This window comes from Verrucosispora sp. WMMD703, assembly GCF_049178935.1.
GTDB classification, from domain to species: domain Bacteria; phylum Actinomycetota; class Actinomycetes; order Mycobacteriales; family Micromonosporaceae; genus Micromonospora; species Micromonospora sediminimaris.
In genome coordinates this window covers 1198040-1219379 of sequence record NZ_JBMHMM010000004.1, presented here as the reverse complement: position 1 = coordinate 1219379, position 21340 = coordinate 1198040, and the positions used below count along the sequence as shown (strand labels likewise).

General features: G+C 72.0%; 19 protein-coding genes. 2 read left to right on the top strand and 17 right to left on the bottom strand.

Annotation, left to right across the window (positions count from 1 at the left end; all coding sequences use genetic code 11):
• Positions 1-10: 10 nt before the first annotated feature.
• The 13 genes from ACN26Z_RS06275 to eno all read right to left on the bottom strand — a co-directional run bounded on the left by ACN26Z_RS06275 (position 11) and on the right by eno (position 11710).
• Positions 11-1336: an NAD(P)/FAD-dependent oxidoreductase gene (locus ACN26Z_RS06275; protein WP_093406382.1), complete on the bottom strand. Its 1326-nt coding sequence runs from the start codon at positions 1334-1336 to the stop codon at positions 11-13.
• 155 nt (positions 1337-1491) lie between these two features.
• Positions 1492-2055 carry a hypothetical protein gene (locus ACN26Z_RS06270; RefSeq protein WP_421460203.1) on the bottom strand — a complete coding sequence of 188 codons (564 nt, stop codon included), beginning with the start codon at positions 2053-2055 and terminating at the stop codon, positions 1492-1494.
• On the bottom strand, positions 2055-3446 hold the full coding sequence (locus ACN26Z_RS06265; protein WP_421460201.1) for a DUF58 domain-containing protein: 1392 nt from the start codon (positions 3444-3446) through the stop codon (positions 2055-2057). The genes ACN26Z_RS06270 and ACN26Z_RS06265 overlap by 1 nt, the downstream gene beginning before the upstream one ends.
• Before the next feature lie 6 nt (positions 3447-3452).
• Positions 3453-4460: an AAA family ATPase gene (locus tag ACN26Z_RS06260; RefSeq protein ID WP_093406374.1), complete on the bottom strand. Its 1008-nt coding sequence runs from the start codon at positions 4458-4460 to the stop codon at positions 3453-3455.
• Positions 4460-5047 (bottom strand): hypothetical protein, encoded by a 588-nt coding sequence (locus tag ACN26Z_RS06255; protein WP_093406372.1) that lies wholly within the window; start codon positions 5045-5047, stop codon positions 4460-4462. The genes ACN26Z_RS06260 and ACN26Z_RS06255 overlap by 1 nt, the downstream gene beginning before the upstream one ends.
• Positions 5044-5772, bottom strand: coding sequence for a DUF4129 domain-containing protein (locus ACN26Z_RS06250; RefSeq protein WP_282240003.1), 729 nt, complete (start codon positions 5770-5772; stop codon positions 5044-5046). The genes ACN26Z_RS06255 and ACN26Z_RS06250 overlap by 4 nt, the downstream gene beginning before the upstream one ends.
• A gap of 75 nt (positions 5773-5847) precedes the next feature.
• Complete coding sequence (locus ACN26Z_RS06245; RefSeq protein WP_093406367.1) at positions 5848-6588, bottom strand: uracil-DNA glycosylase; 741 nt, start codon at positions 6586-6588, stop codon at positions 5848-5850.
• Entirely contained in the window at positions 6581-7267 is a 687-nt protein-coding gene (locus tag ACN26Z_RS06240) for a dienelactone hydrolase family protein (RefSeq protein ID WP_093406364.1), read from the bottom strand. Before ACN26Z_RS06240 ends, ACN26Z_RS06245 begins: the two co-directional genes overlap by 8 nt.
• A 127-nt stretch (positions 7268-7394) precedes the next feature.
• Positions 7395-8348, bottom strand: coding sequence for a Ppx/GppA phosphatase family protein (locus ACN26Z_RS06235; protein WP_282240609.1), 954 nt, complete (start codon positions 8346-8348; stop codon positions 7395-7397).
• 339 nt (positions 8349-8687) lie between these two features.
• Positions 8688-9200, bottom strand: coding sequence for an amino-acid N-acetyltransferase (locus tag ACN26Z_RS06230; RefSeq protein WP_282240004.1), 513 nt, complete (start codon positions 9198-9200; stop codon positions 8688-8690).
• On the bottom strand, positions 9197-9754 hold the full coding sequence (locus ACN26Z_RS06225; RefSeq protein ID WP_421460200.1) for a DUF501 domain-containing protein: 558 nt from the start codon (positions 9752-9754) through the stop codon (positions 9197-9199). The genes ACN26Z_RS06230 and ACN26Z_RS06225 overlap by 4 nt, the downstream gene beginning before the upstream one ends.
• Positions 9755-9776: 22 nt before the next feature.
• The gene (locus tag ACN26Z_RS06220; protein ID WP_282240005.1) at positions 9777-10397 is read right to left on the bottom strand and encodes an FtsB family cell division protein; all 621 of its coding nucleotides are present in this window, start codon (positions 10395-10397) and stop codon (positions 9777-9779) included.
• A gap of 29 nt (positions 10398-10426) precedes the next feature.
• Positions 10427-11710: a phosphopyruvate hydratase gene (gene eno, locus ACN26Z_RS06215; RefSeq protein WP_093406354.1), complete on the bottom strand. Its 1284-nt coding sequence runs from the start codon at positions 11708-11710 to the stop codon at positions 10427-10429.
• A gap of 221 nt (positions 11711-11931) precedes the next feature.
• Between eno and ACN26Z_RS06210 the strand changes: the two genes are divergently transcribed.
• Positions 11932-12624, top strand: a complete 693-nt coding sequence (locus ACN26Z_RS06210) for a hypothetical protein (protein WP_421460198.1) — start codon at positions 11932-11934, stop codon at positions 12622-12624.
• 31 nt (positions 12625-12655) lie between these two features.
• Here ACN26Z_RS06210 and ACN26Z_RS06205 read toward each other — a convergent pair whose 3' ends face one another.
• The 4 genes from ACN26Z_RS06205 to mfd form a co-directional block, all read right to left on the bottom strand.
• A complete protein-coding gene (locus ACN26Z_RS06205) occupies positions 12656-14275 on the bottom strand; it encodes a DUF885 domain-containing protein (protein WP_421460197.1) in 1620 nt (539 codons plus the stop codon).
• 90 nt (positions 14276-14365) lie between these two features.
• Positions 14366-15382, bottom strand: coding sequence for a nucleoside triphosphate pyrophosphohydrolase (locus tag ACN26Z_RS06200; protein ID WP_421460196.1), 1017 nt, complete (start codon positions 15380-15382; stop codon positions 14366-14368).
• 2 nt (positions 15383-15384) lie between these two features.
• Positions 15385-16152, bottom strand: coding sequence for a hypothetical protein (locus ACN26Z_RS06195; RefSeq protein ID WP_093406344.1), 768 nt, complete (start codon positions 16150-16152; stop codon positions 15385-15387).
• 22 nt (positions 16153-16174) lie between these two features.
• Positions 16175-19864: a transcription-repair coupling factor gene (gene mfd / locus ACN26Z_RS06190; RefSeq protein WP_421460194.1), complete on the bottom strand. Its 3690-nt coding sequence runs from the start codon at positions 19862-19864 to the stop codon at positions 16175-16177.
• Positions 19865-20128: 264 nt separating this feature from the next.
• On the opposite strand from mfd, the gene ACN26Z_RS06185 reads away from it, so the two are divergent.
• The gene (locus ACN26Z_RS06185) at positions 20129-21043 is read left to right on the top strand and encodes a cyclase family protein (protein WP_421460193.1); all 915 of its coding nucleotides are present in this window, start codon (positions 20129-20131) and stop codon (positions 21041-21043) included.
• Positions 21044-21340: the final 297 nt, after the last annotated feature.

Genomic DNA, 21340 nt, shown 5'->3' with positions numbered 1-21340 from the left:
CCACGTGCACTCACACCTTCGACGGTGGCTGGGACGCCTCGGCGAACTCCTCGCGCGGGTCGTGCAGCTGGCCGAGGGCCACCACCTCACGCTTGAGCACGAACGCCAGCGTCCAGTCGACCACGACCCGGACCTTCCGGTTCAGCGACGGGATCCGGCTCATGTGGTACGTCCGGTGCATGAACCACGCCGGCCAGCCGGTCATCTTGATGCCGTAGACCTGGGCCACTCCCTTGTGCAGACCGAGGCTGGCCACGCTGCCGGCGTGCTTGTGCTTGTAGGGCACCGGCGCGCGGCCCCTGATCACGGCGACGATGTTGTCGGCCATCCGCTGCGCCTGGCGTACCGCGTGCTGGGCGCTCGGCGAGCAGTAGTTGCCCGGCGGCTTGGTCAGGTCAGGTACGGCGGCGCAGTCACCGGCGCTCCAGGCACCCTCGACCACGCGGTCACCGTCGACCACCTGCAACGTCGGCAGGCAGGTGACCCGGCGGCGCTCCTCGCGGGGGAAGTCGGTCGCGTCCAGCATCGGTGACGGCTTCACCCCGGCGGTCCAGACGATGGTGTCCGCGCTGAAGCTGTCCCCGTCGGAGAGCTTGACCACCCCGTCGACGCAGGACTCGAGCCGGGTGTCGAGCCGGATGTCCATGTCCCGCTTCAGCAGCTGCTGCACCGTGTAGGCGCCCATGTCCCGGTCGACCTCCGGCAGCACCCGCTGGGTGGCCTCGACCAGTACCCACCGCATGTCCGACGTGTTCAGCTCCGGGTAGTACTTCAACGCGTGGCGGGCCATGTCCTCCATCTCCGCCAGCGCCTCGATGCCGGCGTACCCGCCGCCGACGAAGACGAAGGTCAGCGCCCGACGGCGTACCTCCGGGTCGGTGGTGGCGGCGGCCACGTCGAGCTGTTCGAGCACGTGGTTGCGCAGGTAGATGGCCTCACCGATGGTCTTGAAGCCGATGCCGTGCTCGTGCAGTCCGGGGATCGGCAGGGTTCGGGAGACCGAGCCGGGGGCGACCACCACGTGGTCGTAGGTGATCTCGCGGGGCGGGCCGATGATCGGCTGCACCGTGGCGGTCTTACTCGCGTGGTCGATCCGGGTGACGGCACCCGCCACCACCTTGCACCGGCGCAACTCCCGACGCAGCGGCACCACGGAGTGCCGTGGGGAGATGTTTCCCGCCGAAGCCTCGGGCAGGAAAGGCTGGTACGTCATGTGCGGCTGAGGATCGACGACGACGACCTCAGCCTCACGGGGACTCAGCTTCTTCGACAGGCGCAGCGCCGCGTAGAGACCGACGTGCCCGGCGCCCACCACAAGGATCCGCTTCGGATTCACGCCTACCATCTTTCCCCCACCGCCAGCGGTAATCCCGCGTGCGGCCCCCTTCTGTGACCGAGCACAAGGCGACTGTGACGGCGGTAACGACGGCCATCGCCAGCACCTCGACGCCCCGACATCAGCTGTCGCGACAGACCCCGAGAATCCCGGGATCACCTGCGTCGCAGCAGCCCAGCCAGCAACGCGGTCACCCCGACAGCCAGCAGCAGACCGGCCAGCGTGACCGCCTGCCAGCCGCCACCTCCGGGCCGGGCACCGGAGAGTTCGAGCAGCAGCACGCCGAGCACCGACGTGGCGAGCAACACTCCGGCGGCCCGGGTGAGCCAACGCACTATCACGTCCGGGTCCACCACGGCGTCGTACGGCAGCACCGCCACCAGCGCGCAGAGCGTGTGGGTCAGGTAGAGCGCCACGGCCACCGCCATCAGCCGCCACAACGCGATAGGTCGGTGGTACCCGTCGGTGGCGAGCAACCACCCGCCGACCGTGACCAGGGCGGCGAAGGTCGGCCAGAGCCGACGCGGCAGCACCGCCGGCAGCACCGCGACCGCCACCAGCGGACCCAGCGCCTCCCCCGCCACGACCTCGGCGGGATACGCCAGCAGCAACCCCACCAGTGCGCTGAGGAAGATCCCCATCCGGACCAGCACGGGAGCCAGGGAGATCCGTGCCGCAGCGGTCCGCAACGCCCGAACCCGCCCGATGACCGCCCCCATCACCGGCCACCCACCCGGGGTGCGGCGGCCAGCCTCGCCACGTCGCGTAGCACCTGGTCGAGGCTGCCGGCGCCGGCCCACGGCACCACCGGCACCCCGTGCTCACGCAACTGCGCGATCATCGTGTCCCGGTCGAGTCGCCACAGCCGGTACGCCACCTCTGCCCAGCCCCGGTCCTTCGGTGGTGACAGGTCGGCCGGGAGCGTGTCGACGGCCACCACGAACCGCCCCGAACGGGCCAACCGGGCCAACATCTGCGCCGACCGCTCCTCCAGCAACGGGGTGAGCACCACCACCAGCGCGTCCGCGGAGAGCAACTGCGGGCCGAACACGTGGTCGTACGGCTCGTGTGGCGAGGACTGGGCCTTGACGTCCAGCAGCCACTCCAGCACGGTCAGGTACTGCCGTCGTCCGGTCGCCGGGCGCAGCCGCCGGGCACTCGGGCCGTACTCCAGCAGCGCCACCCGGTCACCCCGGTGCAGGTAGTGCTCGGCGATGGCGGCGGCCGCCCGAACCGTGGTGTCCAGCACCGACGCCGTACCGGTGACCCCACCGGAGCGACCCGCCTCGGCCAGCACGTCGAGCAGCACGACCACTTCGGCGTCCCGGTCGGAGAGGGTGGCCGCCACGTGCAGTTGCCGGGCCCGCAGCGACACCCGCCAGTCGATGCGACGCAACCGGTCACCGGGGGCGAAGACCCGCACCCCGGCGAGTTCGCCTCCCTCACCGGGACGACGCGAGTGGTGGGCACCGACCAGGCCGGCGGCCCGGGGCATCACCTCGACCGCCTCGAACGGCTCGGTCTTCGGGTACACCTTCGACCGGACCGGTTCGACGACCACCGCGCGCGAGACGAGCAGGCCCTGCGCGGCGGCGACCCGGGCGCCCGCCGGGCCCAGCGGATGCCGGCCCCAGCGCAGCGCGGTACCGGCCAACTCCAGGTCGACGGCGGTGTCCGGCGCGACCGACGTGACGAAGGGGCGGTCCGCCACGGTCGGTTGACCGGCACCGGCGGATCGGCCGGTGCCGACCACCGCGCTGCCGGCGAGACCCGCGCGTTCGACGCGCAGCCACGGTGAGACCCGGGTACGCAGCACCGCCACGTCGTAGGGGACCGCCCCCGGGTTGCCGACGGTGACCGTCCCGGCCATCGCACCGCCCTCCACCAGGGGGTCCTCGTCGGCGCTGAGCCACACTCGGGGCAGTTCGACGGGTCGGCGTCGCAACGCGTACGCGGTGCCGAGCGCGAACGGGACGGCCAGCACGATCAGATCCACCCGTCCCAGCAGCACCGCGGCGACCAGAAGCAGGCCGGTGAGCAGCACCGCCCGACCGAACGCCCAGGTGGGCGTCCAGTTGGTGGGTGCCGTTCGATCGCTCCGCTCACTCACGCCGGGTCAGTCTCCCGGCCGGCCGGCGGCGTAGCTGGGCAGCGCGCCACTGGCCGGCGCCGGGGTGCCGTCGAGAACCTCACCGACCACGAAGGACGGGTCGACCCGACGCAGCCACATCTCCGGCCGCAACGTGATCCGGTGGGCCAGCGCCGGGGCCGCGACGTCCTTGACGTCCTCGGGCACCACGTAGTCCCGCCCGGAGAGCACCGCCCGTACCCGGGACAGCAGCATCAGCGCCAGCGAACCCCGCGGCGACGCGCCTACCAGCACCGACGGGTGCTCACGGGTGGCCGCGGTCAGTGCCACGATGTACCGGCCCACCGAGTCCTCCACCACGACGTCCTCCAACGCCGCCTGCATGGCGCGCAGGGTGCCGGCGTCGACCACCGGCTTGATCTCGGCCTCCTCGCGGCGGCGCGCCATCCGCCGACGCAGCACCTCCCACTCCTCGTCCTGCGCCGGGTAGCCGAACGACACCCGCAGCAGGAACCGGTCCAGTTGCGCCTCCGGCAACGGATAGGTGCCCTCGTACTCGATGGGGTTGGCGGTGGCGAGCACGTGGAACGGCTCGTCCAGCCGGTACGTCACGCCCTCCACCGAGACCTGCTTCTCCTGCATCGCCTCCAGCAGGGCCGACTGGGTCTTCGGCGGAGTCCGGTTGATCTCGTCGGCGAGCAACAGGTTGGTGAAGACCGGCCCGGCCCGGAAGGTGAAGTCACCGCTGCGCTGGTCGTAGAGGAACGAGCCGGTGACGTCGGCGGGCAGCAGGTCGGGGGTGAACTGTAGGCGCCGGAAGTCCAGGCCCAGTGCCTGGGCGAAGGACCGCGCGGTAAGCGTCTTGCCCAGCCCCGGCAGGTCTTCGAGCAGCACGTGGCCGCCGGCGAGGATGCCGGCGAGCACCAGCTCCAGGGCGTCCCGTTTGCCGACCACGACCTGGCCCACCGCGTCCAGTACGGCCCGGGCGAGGCGACCTACCTCGGTGGGGGGCATCGTCCGGCCGACGTCGTTCATCAGATCTTCTCCAGTTCGGCGACGATCGCCGCGAGGTCGCGCGGCGAGGGGGTGCGGCGGGGTGGGGTTTCCAGAAACGTCGACAGGTCATCGCCCAGGAGGGCGCGGGCCCGGGCCGGATCCGACTCACGGGTGACGCCGTGCTTCAGGCGCATCCGCTCGTCCGCCAGCTCGGCCAGGCGGGGCAGGATCACGGTGGTGAACCGTTCGGGACGGGTCTTGGACCACTCCAGGGGAGTCGCCCAGCCGTTGATCGCGCCTCGCAGCGCGTCCCGGGCGTCCCAGTTGTAGGTGCCGGGCTCCTCGCCGCCCCGCGACGACGAACCGCCCTGGCCGGACTTCGGTGGTGGGGCGAGGGTGGCGACGATCCGGCGTACCACCAGCAGCGCTACCACGGCGGCGACCAGCACCAGCAACGACACTCGCAGCCCGACCGCGCGCAGCCCGGCGACGGCCACCACGGTCACCACCGCGGTGATACCCAGCACGCCGGCGACGGTACGCAGCCGCCCGCCCCGGCGCGGCTCGGACTGGACCGGCCGCTCCTCGGAGAAGCTGAGCAGGTCGTCGATACTCGTACTGCTCACGCCGGCTCCCGCTCGGCCAGTTCGGTCAGTTCGCCGCGCAACCGGCGCAGCGCCGCCCGGGCCTGGTCCCTGGTCCGTTCGTCCACCGGGCGGGTGGCGTACCTGGCCTCGCGGTAGACGTGCGCGAACTCGGCCAGCACGTCGGCACTCACGATCGCCGGCACGCCGGTGGACGGATCACCGCGAAGCAGCCGGGTGACCAGGTCGGTGGGGGTGTCGCCGGTCAGCCGGGGCACCCCGGCGACGGCTGCGGCCTCTTCGAGGCGTACCCAGCAGGCGATCACCGCGGTCCGCGGGTCGGTGGCGCGGTCGTCCAGGTCGACCAGGCCGGCGTCGACGGCCGCCACCACCTCCGCGGCGGTACCTTCGGCGCTGCGCCGGGTCGGCTGCGCGGGCAGCGCCCGGGTGACCCGCCGCGCCACCCCCCGCGCCACGGTCCAGATCAGATAGCTGAGGGCGGCCAGCAGCGCCAGCCCGAGCACCGCCACCGCCACAGTGCCGAGCCAGGACGGGATCCGGGTCCGGGTCTCCTCGGCGGCCTCGCGGGGCTCGGCCGGGATCGACGGACGCGGCTCCCCGCTCGGGTACTCCAACACGAAGGGCGCATCCTTGACGGCGGGCGGTATCCGGCTCGCGCCGATCGACGAGTGCGCGGTGGCAAGGGTAACGGCTGCGAGCAGGGCAATCACCGCCGTCACCGGCCACCAGCTGCGAAGCACGTCCATCGGTTACCTCCGGGCCATCGGGGCGTACGGCGGGACGGCACCCGTACCGTCCGCCATCGTCATCGCCCCGCCGCCTCAGTCCACCCCGGCCAGCAGTTTCGCCCGGGCGAACACATCGTCCAGCATCTCTGGTGTCAGCCGACCGGTGAAGGTGTTCTGCTGGCTGACGTGGTAGCAACCGAGCAGTTCCGGTCCGGCCGTGCCGGACCAGTGTGCCCCATGCCCGAACGACGGTCGCGGGCTGGGCGGAGGGACGCCGTACCCGGCACGTAACGCCGGCCACCACGCGGCCCAGGCGAAGGCACCCAGCGCCACCACCACCCGCAGTGTCGGCCGGATCAGCTCGACCTCACGATGCAGCCAGGGCGCGCAGGTGTCCCGCTCGCCCGGGGTGGGCTTGTTGTCCGGGGGAGCGCAGCGTACGGCGGCGAAGATCCTCGTCTCCCGCAGCGCCAGTCCGTCGTCGGCGGCCACACTCGTCGGCTGGTTGGCCAGGCCGGCCCGGTGCAGGGCGGCGAAGAGCACGTCACCGGACCGGTCGCCGGTGAAGATCCGGCCGGTGCGGTTGCCGCCGTGCGCGGCCGGGGCCAGCCCGAGGATGGCGATCCGGGCCGCCGGATCGCCGAAGCCGGGCACCGGCCGTCCCCAGTACTCCTGATCGCGGAAGGCCGCCCGCTTCGTGCGGGCCACCTCCTCCCGCCAGTCGACCAGCCGGGGGCAGGCAAAACAGTCGGCAACGTACGCGTCCAGGTCGGCCAGATCCGTCGCCCGCGCGGCGCGGGCGACGACCTCGACGGGGGTACGCGACTCAGCCAAGCTTGGCCCGGAAGAGTTCCAGGGTGCGCGCCCAGGCGCTGGTGGCGGCCCGCTGGTCGAACTTCTCCGGCCGATCCTCATTGAAGAAGGCGTGCGCGGTGCCCGGGTAGTCGTGCAGTTGGCAGCTGCCGCCGGAGTTCTCGATAGCCCGGCGTACCGCCTGGACACCCGGGTCGGCAGAGGTGCCGTCCGCCTCGGAGCAGTGCACCAGCGCCTCCTTGCCCGCGTAGTCGGTCCACTCGGTACGCATGCCTTCCCAGGGCAACTGGGGGTAGAAGGCGGCGGTGGCGACGATCCGATCGGAGAAGTTCGCGGCCCACAGCGCCAGGCTGGCCCCGGCGCAGAACCCGGCGCACCCCACCTTGCCGGTGACCTCGACCCGGCCGGCGAGGTAGTCGGCGGCGGCGGCGATCTCCCGTGCCGTCTCGTCCATCTGCGGTCCGTTGAGTAGCCGCCGCGGCTCACTCGGCTTCCCGGCCGGCTCGCCGTGCCGGAAATCGGGGGCGAGGGCGACGAAGCCCGCCTCGGCGAAACGGTCAACCACCGACCTGATGTGCGGCACGAGGCCCCACCAGTCCTGAATCACGATCACTGCCGGGCTTGCCGCGCCGGTGGCAGGTATCGCGAGATATCCCTCACCCGTGCCGCCATCACCACGGTAGGTCACCATCTCGCCCATCGGCCCGTCCTCCTAGCGGTCAGTCATCGTTGGCTGGTCGCCCAGTGGTCCTACGTGCGGGTAGCCTGCCACGCGGTGACCGCCGCCGGGAAGATGCCGGAACAGTGGCATTCACCTCCTGTTCGCGCTAGCGCCGATACCTCCCGTTCGCGTTTGCCAGACTCCAGGCGATGCCGTCGAGGATGTCGTGCTCGGAGGCGACCACGGCGGCCATGCCGGCCCGCTCCATGGCGACGCGGAGCACCAGTGCGCCGGCACCGATCACGTCGGCGCGGCCGGGATGCATCACCGGGATGGCCAGCCGCTGCTCGCGCGTCATGGCCAGCAGCTCGGCGGTCACCTCCGCCACCCGGTCGTACGACACTCGGGCGTGGTGGATGCGGGCTGGGTCGTACCCGGTGAGGCCCTCGGCGATCGCGACGACGGTGGTGACCGACCCGGCGAGCCCGACCAGCGTGGCCGCCTGCCGTCCCGGCACGGCCGTCAGCGCCCGATCCACCGCGACCGCGATGTCGGCCTGGGCGGCGGCGATCTCGTCCAGCGCTGGCGGGTCGCCGTGCAGGTGTCGCTCGGTCATCCGGACGCAGCCGATGTCCATGGAGATCGCGGCGTCGACCCCACCGTCCCGGGTGCCGACGACGAACTCGGTCGAGCCGCCACCGATGTCCAGCACCAGGTACGGCGACGGCGCGTCGGCGGGCAGGCCGCGCACCGCTCCGGTGAACGACAGCCGCGCCTCCTCGTCCCCGCTGACCACCTCCGGCGCGACGCCGAGCGTCTGCTCGACCATGGCGCGGAAGTCGGCCGCGTTCTCCGCGTCCCGGCTGGCCGACGTGGCGCACATCCGCACCCGCTCGACACCCAGTTTCTCGATCTCGGCGGCGTAGTCGGCGAGCGCGACCCGGGTCCGCTCGATCGCCTCCGGAGCGAGCCGGCCGGTGGCGTCCACACCCTGACCGAGCCGGACGATCTCCATCCGCCGGCTCCGGTCGACTAGCGGTGCGGCCGGTCCCGCCGACGGGTCGGGCAGGTCGGCAACCAGCAACCGGATGGAGTTGGTGCCACAGTCGATGGCGGCCACACGCGTCGTCACGACGAAACCCTACCGCCACCGCCGACCCACTCCTCCGGGCACCGCATTCACGGAATGTAGCCACACCGATGGTGACTCTCCGGAGTCGAACAGCCGCACCCCCGTCCTACCCATCGCCCCCTTTGCTCTGCTTACCTATACGCAACCCCCTCATGAACAGGGGTTCCTTGAAAGCCCAGACCGAGCCATGCCCAGCCAACCATCACCGAAAGTAAACCTGTGCGTATGGGTAAGCAGAGCAAAGGGGCCAAGGTGGTAAGTGGACCAGCGGGGAGTCGGACACAGCGAGTGACAGCGCAACCCGGGTGACGGGGCCGAGCGGGGCGGTCAGAGGCGTAGCAGCATGCGGGTGTTGCCGAGGGTGTTCGGCTTGACCCGTTCCAGGTCGAGGAACTCGGCGACACCCTCGTCGTACGAACGCAGCAGCTGCTCGTAGACCGGGTGCGGTACCGGGGCGCCGTCGATCTCATTGAAACCGAACGAACCGAAGAAACGGGTCTCGAAGGTCAGCACGAAGATGCGGGCCACCCCCAGCTCCCGTGCCGCGTCGATCAGCTCCGTAACGATCCGGTGGCCGATCCGCTGGCCCCGACAGCGGGGATCGACCGCCACCGTACGGATCTCGGCCAGGTCCTCCCACATGACGTGCAGCGCGCCGCAGCCCACCACCGCACCGTCGGAGACCCGGCTGGCGACCCGGAACTCCTGCACGTCCTCGTACAGGGTGACCGTGGCCTTGCTGAGCAGACGACGGTCGTCGGTGTAGGTGTCGACCAGTCGTCGGATCGCCCGCACATCGGCGGTGCGGGCCCGCCGAACCACGACGTCGCCCTCGCTCACCCGGCCTCCGGGACATCGACACAGCGTCCGGTCGTCCACCACGGTTCGACCAGGTCGAGCGTTTCGTCACCGAACGGGTTCACCCCCGGCCCGGCGGCGAGCGCGTGACCGAGCTGAACGTGCAGGCACTTGACCCGTCCGGGCATCCCGCCGGCGGAGATGCCGGCGATCTCGGGCACCTCGGCGATGGCGTCCCGGCGGGCCAGATAGTCCTCGTGCGCCGCGCGGTACCGGGCGGCCAACTCCGGGTCGGTGGCCAGCCGCTCCGCCATCTCCTTCATCAGCCCGGCCGACTCCAGCCGGCTGCACGCCGCGGTCGCCCGGGGGCAGGTCAGGTAGAACAGCGTCGGGAAGGGAGTGCCGTCGGCCAGCCGGGGAGTCGTCTCCACCACGTCGGGCAGGCCGCACGGGCACCGGTGGGCCACCGCCCGGGTGCCGCGGGGCGGGCGTCCGAGCTGCGCGGCCACCGCGGCCAGGTCGGCCTCCGCGGCCGGCTCCCGCTTCGGCGGGGGTACGGAGGCCGCCGCCGGCTCCTGCGGTGGTACGACAGTCACGATGCCATCTCTCGTCGGGTGCTCAGTCTTCGGTCTGGTGGGCGTCGGCGGCCCGCACACTGGACCAGAGAGTGTCGTACCAGGGGTCGGGGGTGACCGGCGTTGCCGGGGCCTCGGCGGTGCCCGCCTCGCGGGCCGCACCGGCCGGGTCGTCGAGCAGGATCAGCATCTTCTCACCGGGCCGCCGCATGAAGAACCGCTCCCGGGCCTGGGTCTCGATGTACGCCTCGTCCTGCCACTTCTCCGCCTGGGTGGTCAGCTCGGCGATCAGCTTCCGCTGGGCCGCCTGCGCAGCCTCCATCCGCTCGATGTCGGCCTGCTGATCCAAATAGACCCGGACCGGATAGGTGTAGGCGAGCGCGAGCGCGATCAGCACCGCGAAGAGCACTGTGGCCCGGCCGGTGAGACCTCGGGATCGGGGTGCGGACAGCCGCGTCACCGCACCGCCGGCAGCCGTGCGCCGGGCGGCGGCGGGGCGCTTGGCGGAGCGTACGCCCTCGGCACCGCGGGCGGCCGACGGCGCCCGGCCGGCGGCGGACCGCGACTCGGCACGGACACCGCCGTCGCGGGCCGTGCCGGGCCGGCCGGCGCGGGCCGGTCGACGGACCGGACGCTGACCACCCGGCGTACGGCGCTGCTGCATCACACCCCTCCCCCGAGGTACGGCATCCGTCAGGCGGAACGGTAGCGCGGGAAGGCGCCCGCCCCGGCGTACCGCGCCGCGTCGGCCAGCTCCTCCTCGATCCGCAGCAGCTGGTTGTACTTCGCGACCCGGTCCGACCGCGCCGGCGCACCGGTCTTGATCTGACCGCAGCCGGTGGCCACCGCGAGGTCGGCGATGGTGGTGTCCTCGGTCTCGCCGGAGCGGTGGCTCATCATGCACTTGAAGCCGGCCCGGTGGGCCAGGTCCACCGCGTCCAGCGTCTCCGTGAGCGAACCGATCTGGTTGACCTTGACCAGCACCGCGTTCGCCGCCTTCTCGGCGATGCCCCGGGCGATGCGCTGCGGGTTGGTGACGAACAGGTCGTCGCCGACGATCTGGACCCGGTCACCGATCGCCGCGGTCAGCGTCTGCCAGCCGGTCCAGTCGTCCTCGGCCAGCGGGTCCTCGATGGAGACGATCGGGTACGCGTCGGCAAGCTTGGTGTAGTACTCGCTCATCTCCGCGGCGCTCTTGGCCGCGCCCTCGAAGGTGTAGCTGCCGTCGGCGAAGAACTCGGTGGCGGCGACGTCGAGGGCGAAGACGATGTCGGTGCCGAGCCGGTAGCCGGCCTTTTCCACCGCCTCTGCGATCAGGTCCAGCGCGGCGGCGTTGGTGGGCAGGTTCGGCGCGAAGCCGCCCTCGTCACCGAGCCCGGTGGACAGATCCTTCTTCTTCAGCACCGACTTGAGCGCGTGGTACACCTCGGCGCCGGAACGCAGCGCCTCCCGGAAGCTCGGCGCGCCGATCGGCGCGATCATGAACTCCTGGATGTCGACGTTGCTGTCGGCGTGTGCCCCACCGTTGAGGATGTTCATCATCGGCACCGGCAGCAGGTGCGCGTTCGGCCCACCCAGGTAGCGGAAGAGGCTCAGGTCGGCGCTGCCGGCCGCGGCCTTCGCCACCGCCAGGGAGACTCCGAGGATCGCGTTGGCGCCCAGCTCGGCCTTGTTGTCGGTGCCGTCGATGTCGAGCATCTTCTGGTCGATCGCCCGCTGCTCGCTGGCTTCGTAGCCGATGAGCTGGTCGACGATCCGGTCCTCGATGTTGGCGACCGCCTTCTCCACTCCCTTGCCCAGGTAGCGGCCCTTGTCACCGTCGCGCAGCTCGATCGCCTCGAAGGCGCCGGTCGAGGCGCCGGAGGGCACCGCCGCCCGGGAGATCGTGCCGTCGTCGAGCCCGACCTCGACCTCGACCGTCGGGTTGCCCCGCGAGTCCAGGATCTCCCGAGCCTCGATTACCTCGATGGTTGCCACTGAGTCGCTCCTCGTTCGTGTGGTCTCGTCCGGTTTGGGCCGCGACGGTGCGGCAGCGGCAGGTGTTGAACGCAGCGTATCGGTCCCCGCTCCCCGGCACGGCGACCGGGCGGGTCAACGACCACGCTCCGGTACCCGACGGGTCGGACATTCCCGGATTCTCGTGCCTCAACCGGCAACCGGTTTGCACGAGTGGGACCCGATCGACAAGGCTGGTCGCCATGCCCGCCGCCTCGACCACTCTCCGTACGCTCGCTGTGTCGGTCATCGCGTTGCTCACCGTCACCGGCTGTCAGGCGCTGGACGACGCCGGACGAGCCATGGGTCGATCCGACATCGTCAACGATCTCGCCGCGCGGATGGACCGGGCGCTGGAGCTGACCTACTCGGCGGAGTACCAGCTTCCCGGCGGGCGGAGCGCCTCCTTCGTCCAGTCGCAGGACCCGGCCCGGTCCAGCTACACCTGGCCCGGCGGAAAGGTGACAGTCACCGACGAGGCGACCACCCGATGCGACACCGACGGCGACCGGACCGTCTGCACGCTTGAGGAACCGCCCGCGCCCAACAGCAAGCCCTCGGTCGTGGTCTTCGCCGAGGCCGAGCTACAGGGGCTGGTCACCCCTCCGATGGTGATGGGTCGGCTGACCGCCGCGGCGTTGGATCCGGATGCGGTCATCAACGAGCGCAGCAGCACGGTCGTCGGCCACCACTCGACCTGTGTCGACGTACGCCAGGACTCGGAGAGCTTCACCGCCTGCGTGACCGGCGAGGGCGCGCTGGGCAGCTTCACCGGCCAGGTCGACGGGCAACCTGTCGAGCTGGCGCTGAGCCGCTTCCGCGATCAGGTCGACGGCGGCGCCTTCGACCTGCCGGCGGGTGCCGACGTGGTGGACCGGCGCACCGAGGGCCCCTGAGCCGACGCCCGGCAGCCGGGCGAGGCGCGGCCTACAGGTCGAGCAGGGTACGCAGGTGGCGCGGGGGTGGACTGCCGTGGGCGAGCATCCGGTCGTGCCAGTCCCGCAGCGACACGTGCGGTGGCCGGGCGGCGGCGATCTCGGCCACCTCGCTGTAGCCGACGAAGTACGTCGACAGCTGAGCCGAGGTCAGCAGCGCGCGGCGCCATTTGCCCGCCGCCTCGCCCTCCTCCTGGAAGCCGCGTCCGGTCAGCAGCGCCATCGCCTCGGCCTCGGGCAGGTCCTCGGCGTGCGTCAGCTGGTCGAGCAGCGCGTTGAGGGTCATCCGTAGCTGCATCTTCAGCTGCTGCAACCGCACCGGCAGGCCACCGAAGCCACAGCCGACCATCAGCTCCTCGGCGTAGACCGCCCACCCCTCGACGAACGGGCCGGAGCGGGTCAACGACCGTACCCTGGTGGAGCCGGCGTAACGCCGGGCGTGGGCGAGTTGAAGGAAGTGGCCCGGCATCGCCTCGTGCACGGTGAGGTTGCGGATCATGTGGTCGTTGTACTCGCGGTAGAACGACTCCACGCGGTGGGCGGGCCAGTCCACCGGCGTCGGTGCGATGCAGTAGAACGTCGGCACGGCGGCTGTCTCCAAGCCGCCGGGCGCGTCGCAGTAGGCCACCGCCACGCCCCGGGCGAACTGCGGCATCACCTGGATGGCGCACGGGTCCTCCGGCACGGTCACCAGGTCGTTGGCCCGGACGAAATCACTCGTCTCGTCCAGGGTGATCGAGGCCAGGTCCACGATGGTGTGGTCGTCGGGATGTTCGGCGGCGAGCAGGTCGAGGGCTCGGCGTACGGTCTCGTCGTCGGCCGGACCACCGACCAGCTCGACCGCCGCCGCGCGGATCTCGTCGGTGACCCGGTCGAGGTTCGCCCAGGCCCGGCGCTGGATCTCGGCGGCACCCAACTCGGTGTCGAGTTCGTGCCACAGGCGTGCCTCCCAGCGCCGCCGGCCCAGCCGGGGATCGCGCCCCGGGCCGGCGTCGGCCGCCAGGCCGGTGCGTAGCCAGGCGACGAACTCGTCGAGCGCGGCCAGCGCCGCGGTGGCGGCCGGCTCGATCCGGTCGATGCCGGCAGGCGCCTGCGCGAGCAGCGCGGGTACCTCGTCGCGGATCAGCGCCGCCACACCGGTGAACTGCCCGACCGCCGTCTCGGCGTGCACCCGGGGCATGTCACGCAAGGTCGCGCGCGCGGTCGCGAACGAATCCGGTACGGCGGCGAGGCGGCCGGCGAGGGCGGTCAACCGCACCTCCACCGGCGCGTACGGGCGGGACAGCAGGGCGTGCAGCAGTGGACCGGGGTTGTGCACGAGCGGATCCCACTCGTGCCCTCGGATCTCGGTCAGCTCGAACAGTTCCCGGTCGACTAGGGCGGAGAGCAGGGCCTGGTCGACCCGCTCCTCGATGTCGAGGTCGTCGGGGTCGATCTCGACAAGCGCGCTGGCCGCGTCGACAAGCATCGCCCGGTCCCCCGCGACCGCGTCGGCCGAGAAGTCCGGCAGCCGGTCGTCGACCCGATGATCCCCCGCCGTCCCGGCGAGCCCTGGCCGACTCCCCAGCAACGCCTCGACAACCCGCTCCCCCACCACCTGAAACCGCTCCACCCCCCGACCCTAACCACCCGCCCCCGACACGCCAGTTGATCAAGAAGTTCTGGTCGGCCCAAGGCCGGTCAGCAGACGCAAACTTCTTGATCAACCGGTGGTGTGGGGGGCGGTGGGGGTGGGGGGTGGGGGTGGGGGTGGGGTTGATTCGGTGGTGCGGATGGTTCGGGCGTGCGCCAGGGTGGTGCGGCGGAGGGCGGCTTCGGGGTCAAGGTCGGCGGCGTGGGCCTGGGCGACGGCGGCGAGCAGGTGGGCGCCGAGGGCGGTTTCCGGATCGGGTTGTGCCTCCGGTGCCGGCAGCGGCGCGGTGATGCCGACGCGGGCGGCACGCTCCAGGATCTTCGCTGCCAGGGCGAGCGCCGGCTGGCTCAACGCGATGCCGTCGAGGACGGAGCCGCGGGCCTTCTCCGCCTGCTTGATCCGCTCCCAGTTGGCGGTGATCTCCTCCAGGGTGCCCGCCTCGGCACCCGCGAAGACGTGCGGGTTACGCCGGATCATCTTGTCCACCAGCCCACCGGCCACGTCGTCGATGCTCCAGCGCTCGTCCTCGGGCAGCTCCTCGGCCAGCCGGGCGTGCAGCACCACCTGAAGCAGCACGTCGCCCAGCTCCTCGCGCAACGCGTCGGTGTCCCCGGCGCTTATCGCGTCGTACGCCTCGTAGCTCTCCTCCAGCAGGAACCCGGCCAGGCTACGGTGGGTCTGCGCCCGCTTCCACGGATCCCCGCCGGGCGAGAGCAGCCGGTCGAGCACGGCCACCGCGTCCAGCAGCCGCGCACCCGGCGGATCCCACGAGCCGTACATCAGCTCCAGCTCCGCCAGCCCCGGCTCGCGGGCCAGGCGCAGCCCCAGCTCCCGGGCCAGCGACTCGTCCCCGGCCGGGCCGGCCAGCCAGACCACCGTGTCCTGCGCCGCCGCCGCGTCCAGCAGCGACGGCACCGGCGGCCCGTCGAGAACCCGCACCTCGGCGCCCGCCGACCGCAGCGCCGTGGTCAGCTCGCTCTCCTCGGCGGCCAGCACCGGAGCCGCGCGTACGACGTCCCAGGCGGCTGCCGTCAACAGCCCGGCCGGCAACCGGGGCGAGGTCACCAGCAGGACGATCCGGGGCATGCTCAGCCGTCGGTCGGCACGGCCGGCTCGGGCCGCGGCCTCGGGGTGGAGATGTCGTTTACCGCGTCGGAGGCCGGCTCACCCAGCGGCACGCCCACCGCGACGGCCTGCCCGGTGAAGCTCAGCACCGGGAACACCAACGGCCGGTACCGGGGGTTGACCGTCACGTCGTACGTCTCGACCGCCTCCCGCAGCGAGTTGCGGTTGGCCAGGGCCTGGCGCAGCTGCTCCCCGTCGAGCTGGGAGGCGGCCTGCTCGACGGTCACCTCGGGCGGCACCGCGCCGGCCCGCTTGCCCGCCTCGACCAGGTCGGTCAGCTCCTGCTCGGTGGGGGCCACCGGAGCGCCGATCGGAATGCCGGACAGGCAGGTGTACAGCTCGGCGACCTGCCGCACGTACCCGGTCTCCGGGCTCAGACCGATGCCCTGTGCCACCTGCGCGGGGTCGACCTGGCTCTGCGGCCGGTAACCCTCGTCGGCGGAGATCCGCTCGCAGACCTCGCTGAGCACCAGGGTGCTCACCACCTGGCTGCGCCCGGGCAACTGGGGCTCCTGGCCGGGCAGCTGTGGCTCCTCGCCGAGCGGCGCCTCAGCCCCCTCGGTCGGGGTCGGGTTCTTCGCCTGAGCGTCGTCGATGACCTCGGTGACCGCGTCCTCGGTGATCCGGTGGTCACCGACGTACGCGGCGACACCAGGCTCGGAACGGCAACCGGCGAGGGCGACGAGGCCGACCGCCACGCTGGCGACGGCGACAAGACGGCGAGCACGCATGTCCGTCACTCTCTCATGCCCCTTACCCACCGCTGACACCGGCGGGTACGCCGAGCACGTCGGAGAGCAACTGGGCGCACCACTCCAGCAGGGCCTGGTCGCGCAGTGGCTCGCCACCGACCCGGCGGGTGGTCGGGCGGGGGACGCTTACCTGGTCCAGGGCCGCCTTGTAGACCGAGTCGGGGTGGTAGCGCTTGAGCCGCAGCTGCTTGGAGTCCGGCAACGGCAGCGGGCCGAGCCGGATGTGCTTGCCCTGCATGCTGACGTCGGTGAGGCCGTAGGACCGGGCCAGCAGCCGGAACCGGGCCACCGCGATCAGGTTCTGCACCGGCGCGGGTGGCTCGCCGTACCGGTCGGTCATCTCGGCGGCCACCTCCCGCAGCCGCTCGGAGTCGCGGGCCTCGGCGAGCTTGCGGTACATCTCCAGGCGCAGCCGCTCCACCCCCACGTAGTCGTGCGGCAGGTGCGCGTCCACCGGGAGATCGATCTTGATGTCGGCCTCCTCCTCCGGACGCTCGCCCTTGAACGCCTGCACCGCCTCGCCGACCATCCGCACGTACAGGTCGAACCCGACGCCCTCGATGTGCCCGGACTGCTCGCCGCCGAGCAGGTTGCCGGCCCCCCGGATCTCCAGGTCCTTCATGGCCACGTACATGCCGGCGCCCAGCTCGGTGTGCTGGGCGATGGTGGCCAGCCGCTCGTGGGCGTGCTCGGTGAGCGGCTTGTCCCCCGGATAGAGGAAGTACGCGTACGCCCGCTCCCGACCGCGGCCCACCCGGCCCCGGATCTGGTGCAGCTGGGCCAGGCCGAGCAGGTCGGCCCGCTCCACGATCAGCGTGTTGGCGTTCGGGATGTCGATGCCGGACTCCACGATCGTGGTGCAGACCAGGACGTCGTACTCCTTCTCCCAGAAGCCGACCATCACCTTCTCCAAGGCGTCCTCGCCCAGCTGCCCGTGCGCCACCGCCACCCGGGCCTCGGGCACCAGCTCGCGCAGGCGTCGGGCCGCCCGTTCGATCGACTCCACCCGGTTGTGCAGGTAGAAGACCTGCCCGTCGCGGAGCAGCTCGCGGTGGATCGCGGCGGCCACCTGCCGGTCGTCCTGCGCACCGACGGCGGTGAGCACCGGGTGCCGCTCTTCCGGTGGGGTGGCGATTGTGGACATCTCCCGGATGCCGGTGATCGCCATCTCCAGGGTGCGCGGGATCGGGGTGGCCGACATGCTCAGCACGTCGACCGCCGCCCGCATCGACTTGAGGTGCTCCTTGTGCTCGACGCCGAAGCGCTGCTCCTCGTCGACGATGACCAACCCGAGCGACTTGAACCGGGTGGCCGACGCCAGCAGCCGGTGGGTGCCGATGACGATGTCGGCGGTGCCGTCGGCGACCATGGCGAGGGTCTGCTCGGCCTCCTTCGGCGTCTGGAAGCGGGACAGCTGCCGGATGGTCACCGGGAACTGACTCATCCGCTCGGCGAAGGTGTTGTAGTGCTGCTGCACCAGCAGGGTGGTCGGCACCAGCACGGCGACCTGCTTGCCGTCCTGCACCGCCTTGAACGCCGCCCGTACCGCGATCTCGGTCTTGCCGTAGCCGACGTCGCCGCAGATCAGCCGGTCCATCGGGATGCTCTGCTCCATGTCCCGCTTGACCTCTTCGATGGCGGCGAGCTGGTCGGGCGTCTCCTGCCAGGGGAAGGCATCCTCCAATTCCCGCTGCCACGGGGTGTCCGGGCCGAAGTTGTGCCCCTTGGACGCCTGGCGGGCGGCGTAGAGCTGGATCAGCTGGGCGGCGATCTCGCGGACCGCCTTGCGGGCCCGGGCCTTGGACTTCTGCCAGTCCGAGCCGCCCATCTTGTGCAGGGTCGGCTGCTCGCCGCCGACGTAGCGGCTCAGCTGGTCGAGCTGGTCGGTGGGGACGAAGAGCCGGTCACCGGGCTGACCGCGCTTGCTCGGGGCGTACTCGATGACGAGGTATTCCCGGGAGGCGCCGTTCACGGTCCGCTGCACCAGCTCGACGTACCGGCCGATGCCGTGCTGCTCGTGCACCACGTGGTCACCGGCGCGCAGCTCCAGCGGGTCGATGGTGTTGCGCCGCCGGCTCGGCATCTTCCGCATGTCACGGGTGGACACCCCCCGACCACCGGTCACGTCGCTGCCGGTGAGCAGCACGAACCGGGCCGCCTCGTCGACGAAGCCACCGGTCAGGCTGCCGCAGGTGACAAGCAGCTCACCCGGGGCGGGCGCGGCCGGCACCTCCTCGGTCAGCCGGGCACCGAGACCGCCGTCGCGGAGCACCTCGACGGCCCGCTGGGCGGGGCCGTGGCCCTCGAAGACCAGCGCGATCGACCAGCCCTCGCCGGCCCACCGCTTCAGGTCGTCGACCACCCGGGCGGTCTCCCCGTGGTAGAGCGGTGCGGGCTGGGCGGTCAGCGCCACCGCGATGGCGTCATCGGGAGTGACGTCGACCGTCTCCGGCTCGTCCTCCCACGGCTGCCGGGTCGCGGCCGGGCCGACCGGCTCGGCCAGGCCGAACGGGGACAGCGTCCACCAGGGCTGGCGCAGGGTCGCGGCGTGCGCGCGTACGTCGGCGAGGGTGTGGAAGGCGGCGGCGCCGAGGTCGACCGGGGCCTGGCCACCGACGGCGGCCGCGGCCCAGCTGGCCTGAAGGAACTCCTCCGAGGTACGCACCAGGTCGTGCGCCCGGGTGCGGATCCGCTCCGGGTCGCAGAGGAGTACGTGGGTGCCGGCTGGCATGCAGTCGAGCAGCAACTCCATCGAGTCGTTGCCGATCAGCGCCGGGGCCAGGGACTCCATGCCCTCCACCGGCACCCCGCCGGCCAGCTTGTCCAGGATCTCGGCCAGCTCCGGGTGCTGCTGCGCGAGCGTGGCGGCCCGGTCCCGGATCTCGGGGGTGAGCAGCAGTTCCCGGCAGGGCGGGGCCCAGAGCTGGGCGACCTGCTCGATGGTGCGCTGGTCGGCGACGGCGAAGGTGCGGATCTCCTCCACCTCGTCGCCCCAGAACTCGACCCGGGACGGGTACTCGTCGGTGGGCGGGAAGACGTCGAGGATACCGCCGCGTACGGCGAACTCGCCCCGCTTGGTGACCAGGTCGACCCGGGCGTACGCCATGTCGGTCAGCCGGCGGGCGATCTGCTCCAGGTCGGCCTCGTCACCGGCGGCCAGCCGGACAGGTTCCAGATCGCCGAGCCCCTTGAGCTGGGGTTGCAGCACCGAGCGGACGGGGGCCACCACCACCCGCAGCGGGCCGGTGCGCCCGTGCGCGTCCGTCGAGTCCGGATGCGCGAGCCGACGCAGCACGGCCAACCGCCGGCCGACGGTGTCGGAGCGCGGTGAGAGCCGCTCGTGCGGCAGCGTCTCCCAGCTCGGGAAGATCGCCACCTGCTCGGGCGGCAGCAGGCTGCCCAGCGCGGCGACGAGGTCCTCGGCCTCGCGGCTGGTGGCGGTGACCGCCAGCACCGGCCGACCCGCTCCGCCAGCGATCGCGTCGCCACCCGGGCTTCCGCCGCTAACCGGGCCGCCGGCCCGGTGGTCGGGATCCGCCGCCACCGCGGCGACCGCGAACGGGCGCAGCGCCGGCGGGGCGGTCAGGTCGAGCCCGTCGACCTGGGCCGCACCGGAGCGCGCCAGGTCACGGACGCGGGCCAGGCCCGGGTCGGCCAGGGCGGCGGCGAACAGTCCGGTGAGCGCAGTCATGATCACTTCCGAGGTGGGGACACGACGATCACCCCGCGTCCGGCCGGACGGGGGGTGTACGGATGCCAGCCTAGCTCCGCCCCCCGACCGCCTCCCCGTTTACCACCCCACCCACCCCCACCCCGCGAGCGTGCGCAACTTCGGGGAAGGTGCAGGCTGCGGTGCGAGGGAGGCTGCGCTTTCCCCGAAGTTGTCGCCTCGCCCGGGGGCGGCAGGGCGGGAGTGAATCTTGACTGGTCGGGCGGGGGGTGATCGGGTGTAGGCGTGAGTGGGCAGTGGCGGGCACAGTTCGACGCGGAGGTCGCGTTCGCCAACGGCGGCGGCCTGAGCACCGAGGGATTCCGGCTGGACATCCCGGGCGACACGATCGACGACGCCGACCTGGCGGCGCTGTTCGTCCGGCATCTCGGCCTGCTGATGGTCTCCGAGGTACGGATCACCAACAAAACGGTCATCGAGGAACCGCACAAGGGCGGTCGCGCCGTCCGAGGTGCCCCGGGCGGCGTCCACGGGCGGCGGCTGATCGAGCTGAGTCACCTGGTCACCGACGGGATGACCACCCTGCCCGGCTGGCCGGCCCCGAAGATCACCGAGTGGCTGACCCGCGAGGCGTCCCGGAAGCACTACGCCCCGGGCACCGAGTTCCACGTGGCCCGGATCGACATGATCGCCAACACCGGCACCTACCTGGACACCCCCGCCCACCGGTACGCCGACGGTGCCGACCTGTCCGGTTTCCCGCTGGACCGGCTCGCCGACCTGCCCGGGCTCGTCGTCCGGCTGCCCGCCGACGCCCGCGCGGTGGACCGGCTGCTGCTGGCACCGTACGACGTAGCCGGCAAGGCGGTGCTGCTGCACACCGGCTGGGACGCGCACTTCGGCACCCCCGGGTACGGCGCCCCGGAAGCGCCCCACCTGACCGGTGACGGCGCGCAGGCGCTGGTCGACGCGGGCGCCGCCCTGGTCGGCATCGACTCGATCAACATTGACGACATGGGTCCGGCGGCCGGTGGAGAGCGGCCCGCGCACAGCCTCCTGCTGGCCGCCGGCATCCCGATCGTGGAGCACCTGACCGGGCTGGACGCCCTGCCGCCGGAGGGCTTCCGATTCACCGCCGCCCCGCCGAGGGTGGCCGGTATGGGCACCTTCCCCGTCCGCGCCTTCGCCGTCGTCGGCTGAGGGGCGTCGTCAACCGAGCGTCGTGGGCTCAGGGGCAAGGTCAACTCCGGATACGGGATGTCGCGGCTTCCGTCGGCGCGCATACCGCGACATCCCGCATGTCGAGTGGATGTCGCGCACCGGGCAGGCCGGCGGAGGGTGAGACGATCGCCACTCGATCTTCACGTCGGGGCTTCGGGGGCTGAGCCAACGACCTCGTGTCCCGACGCTACCGGCGGTGACCAGCGGTTTTCGACTGCCGGAAGCCCTCGGCCGGCGCACCTCGGCAGCGTCGAAGTCTGAGCAGGGTCCCCCTGA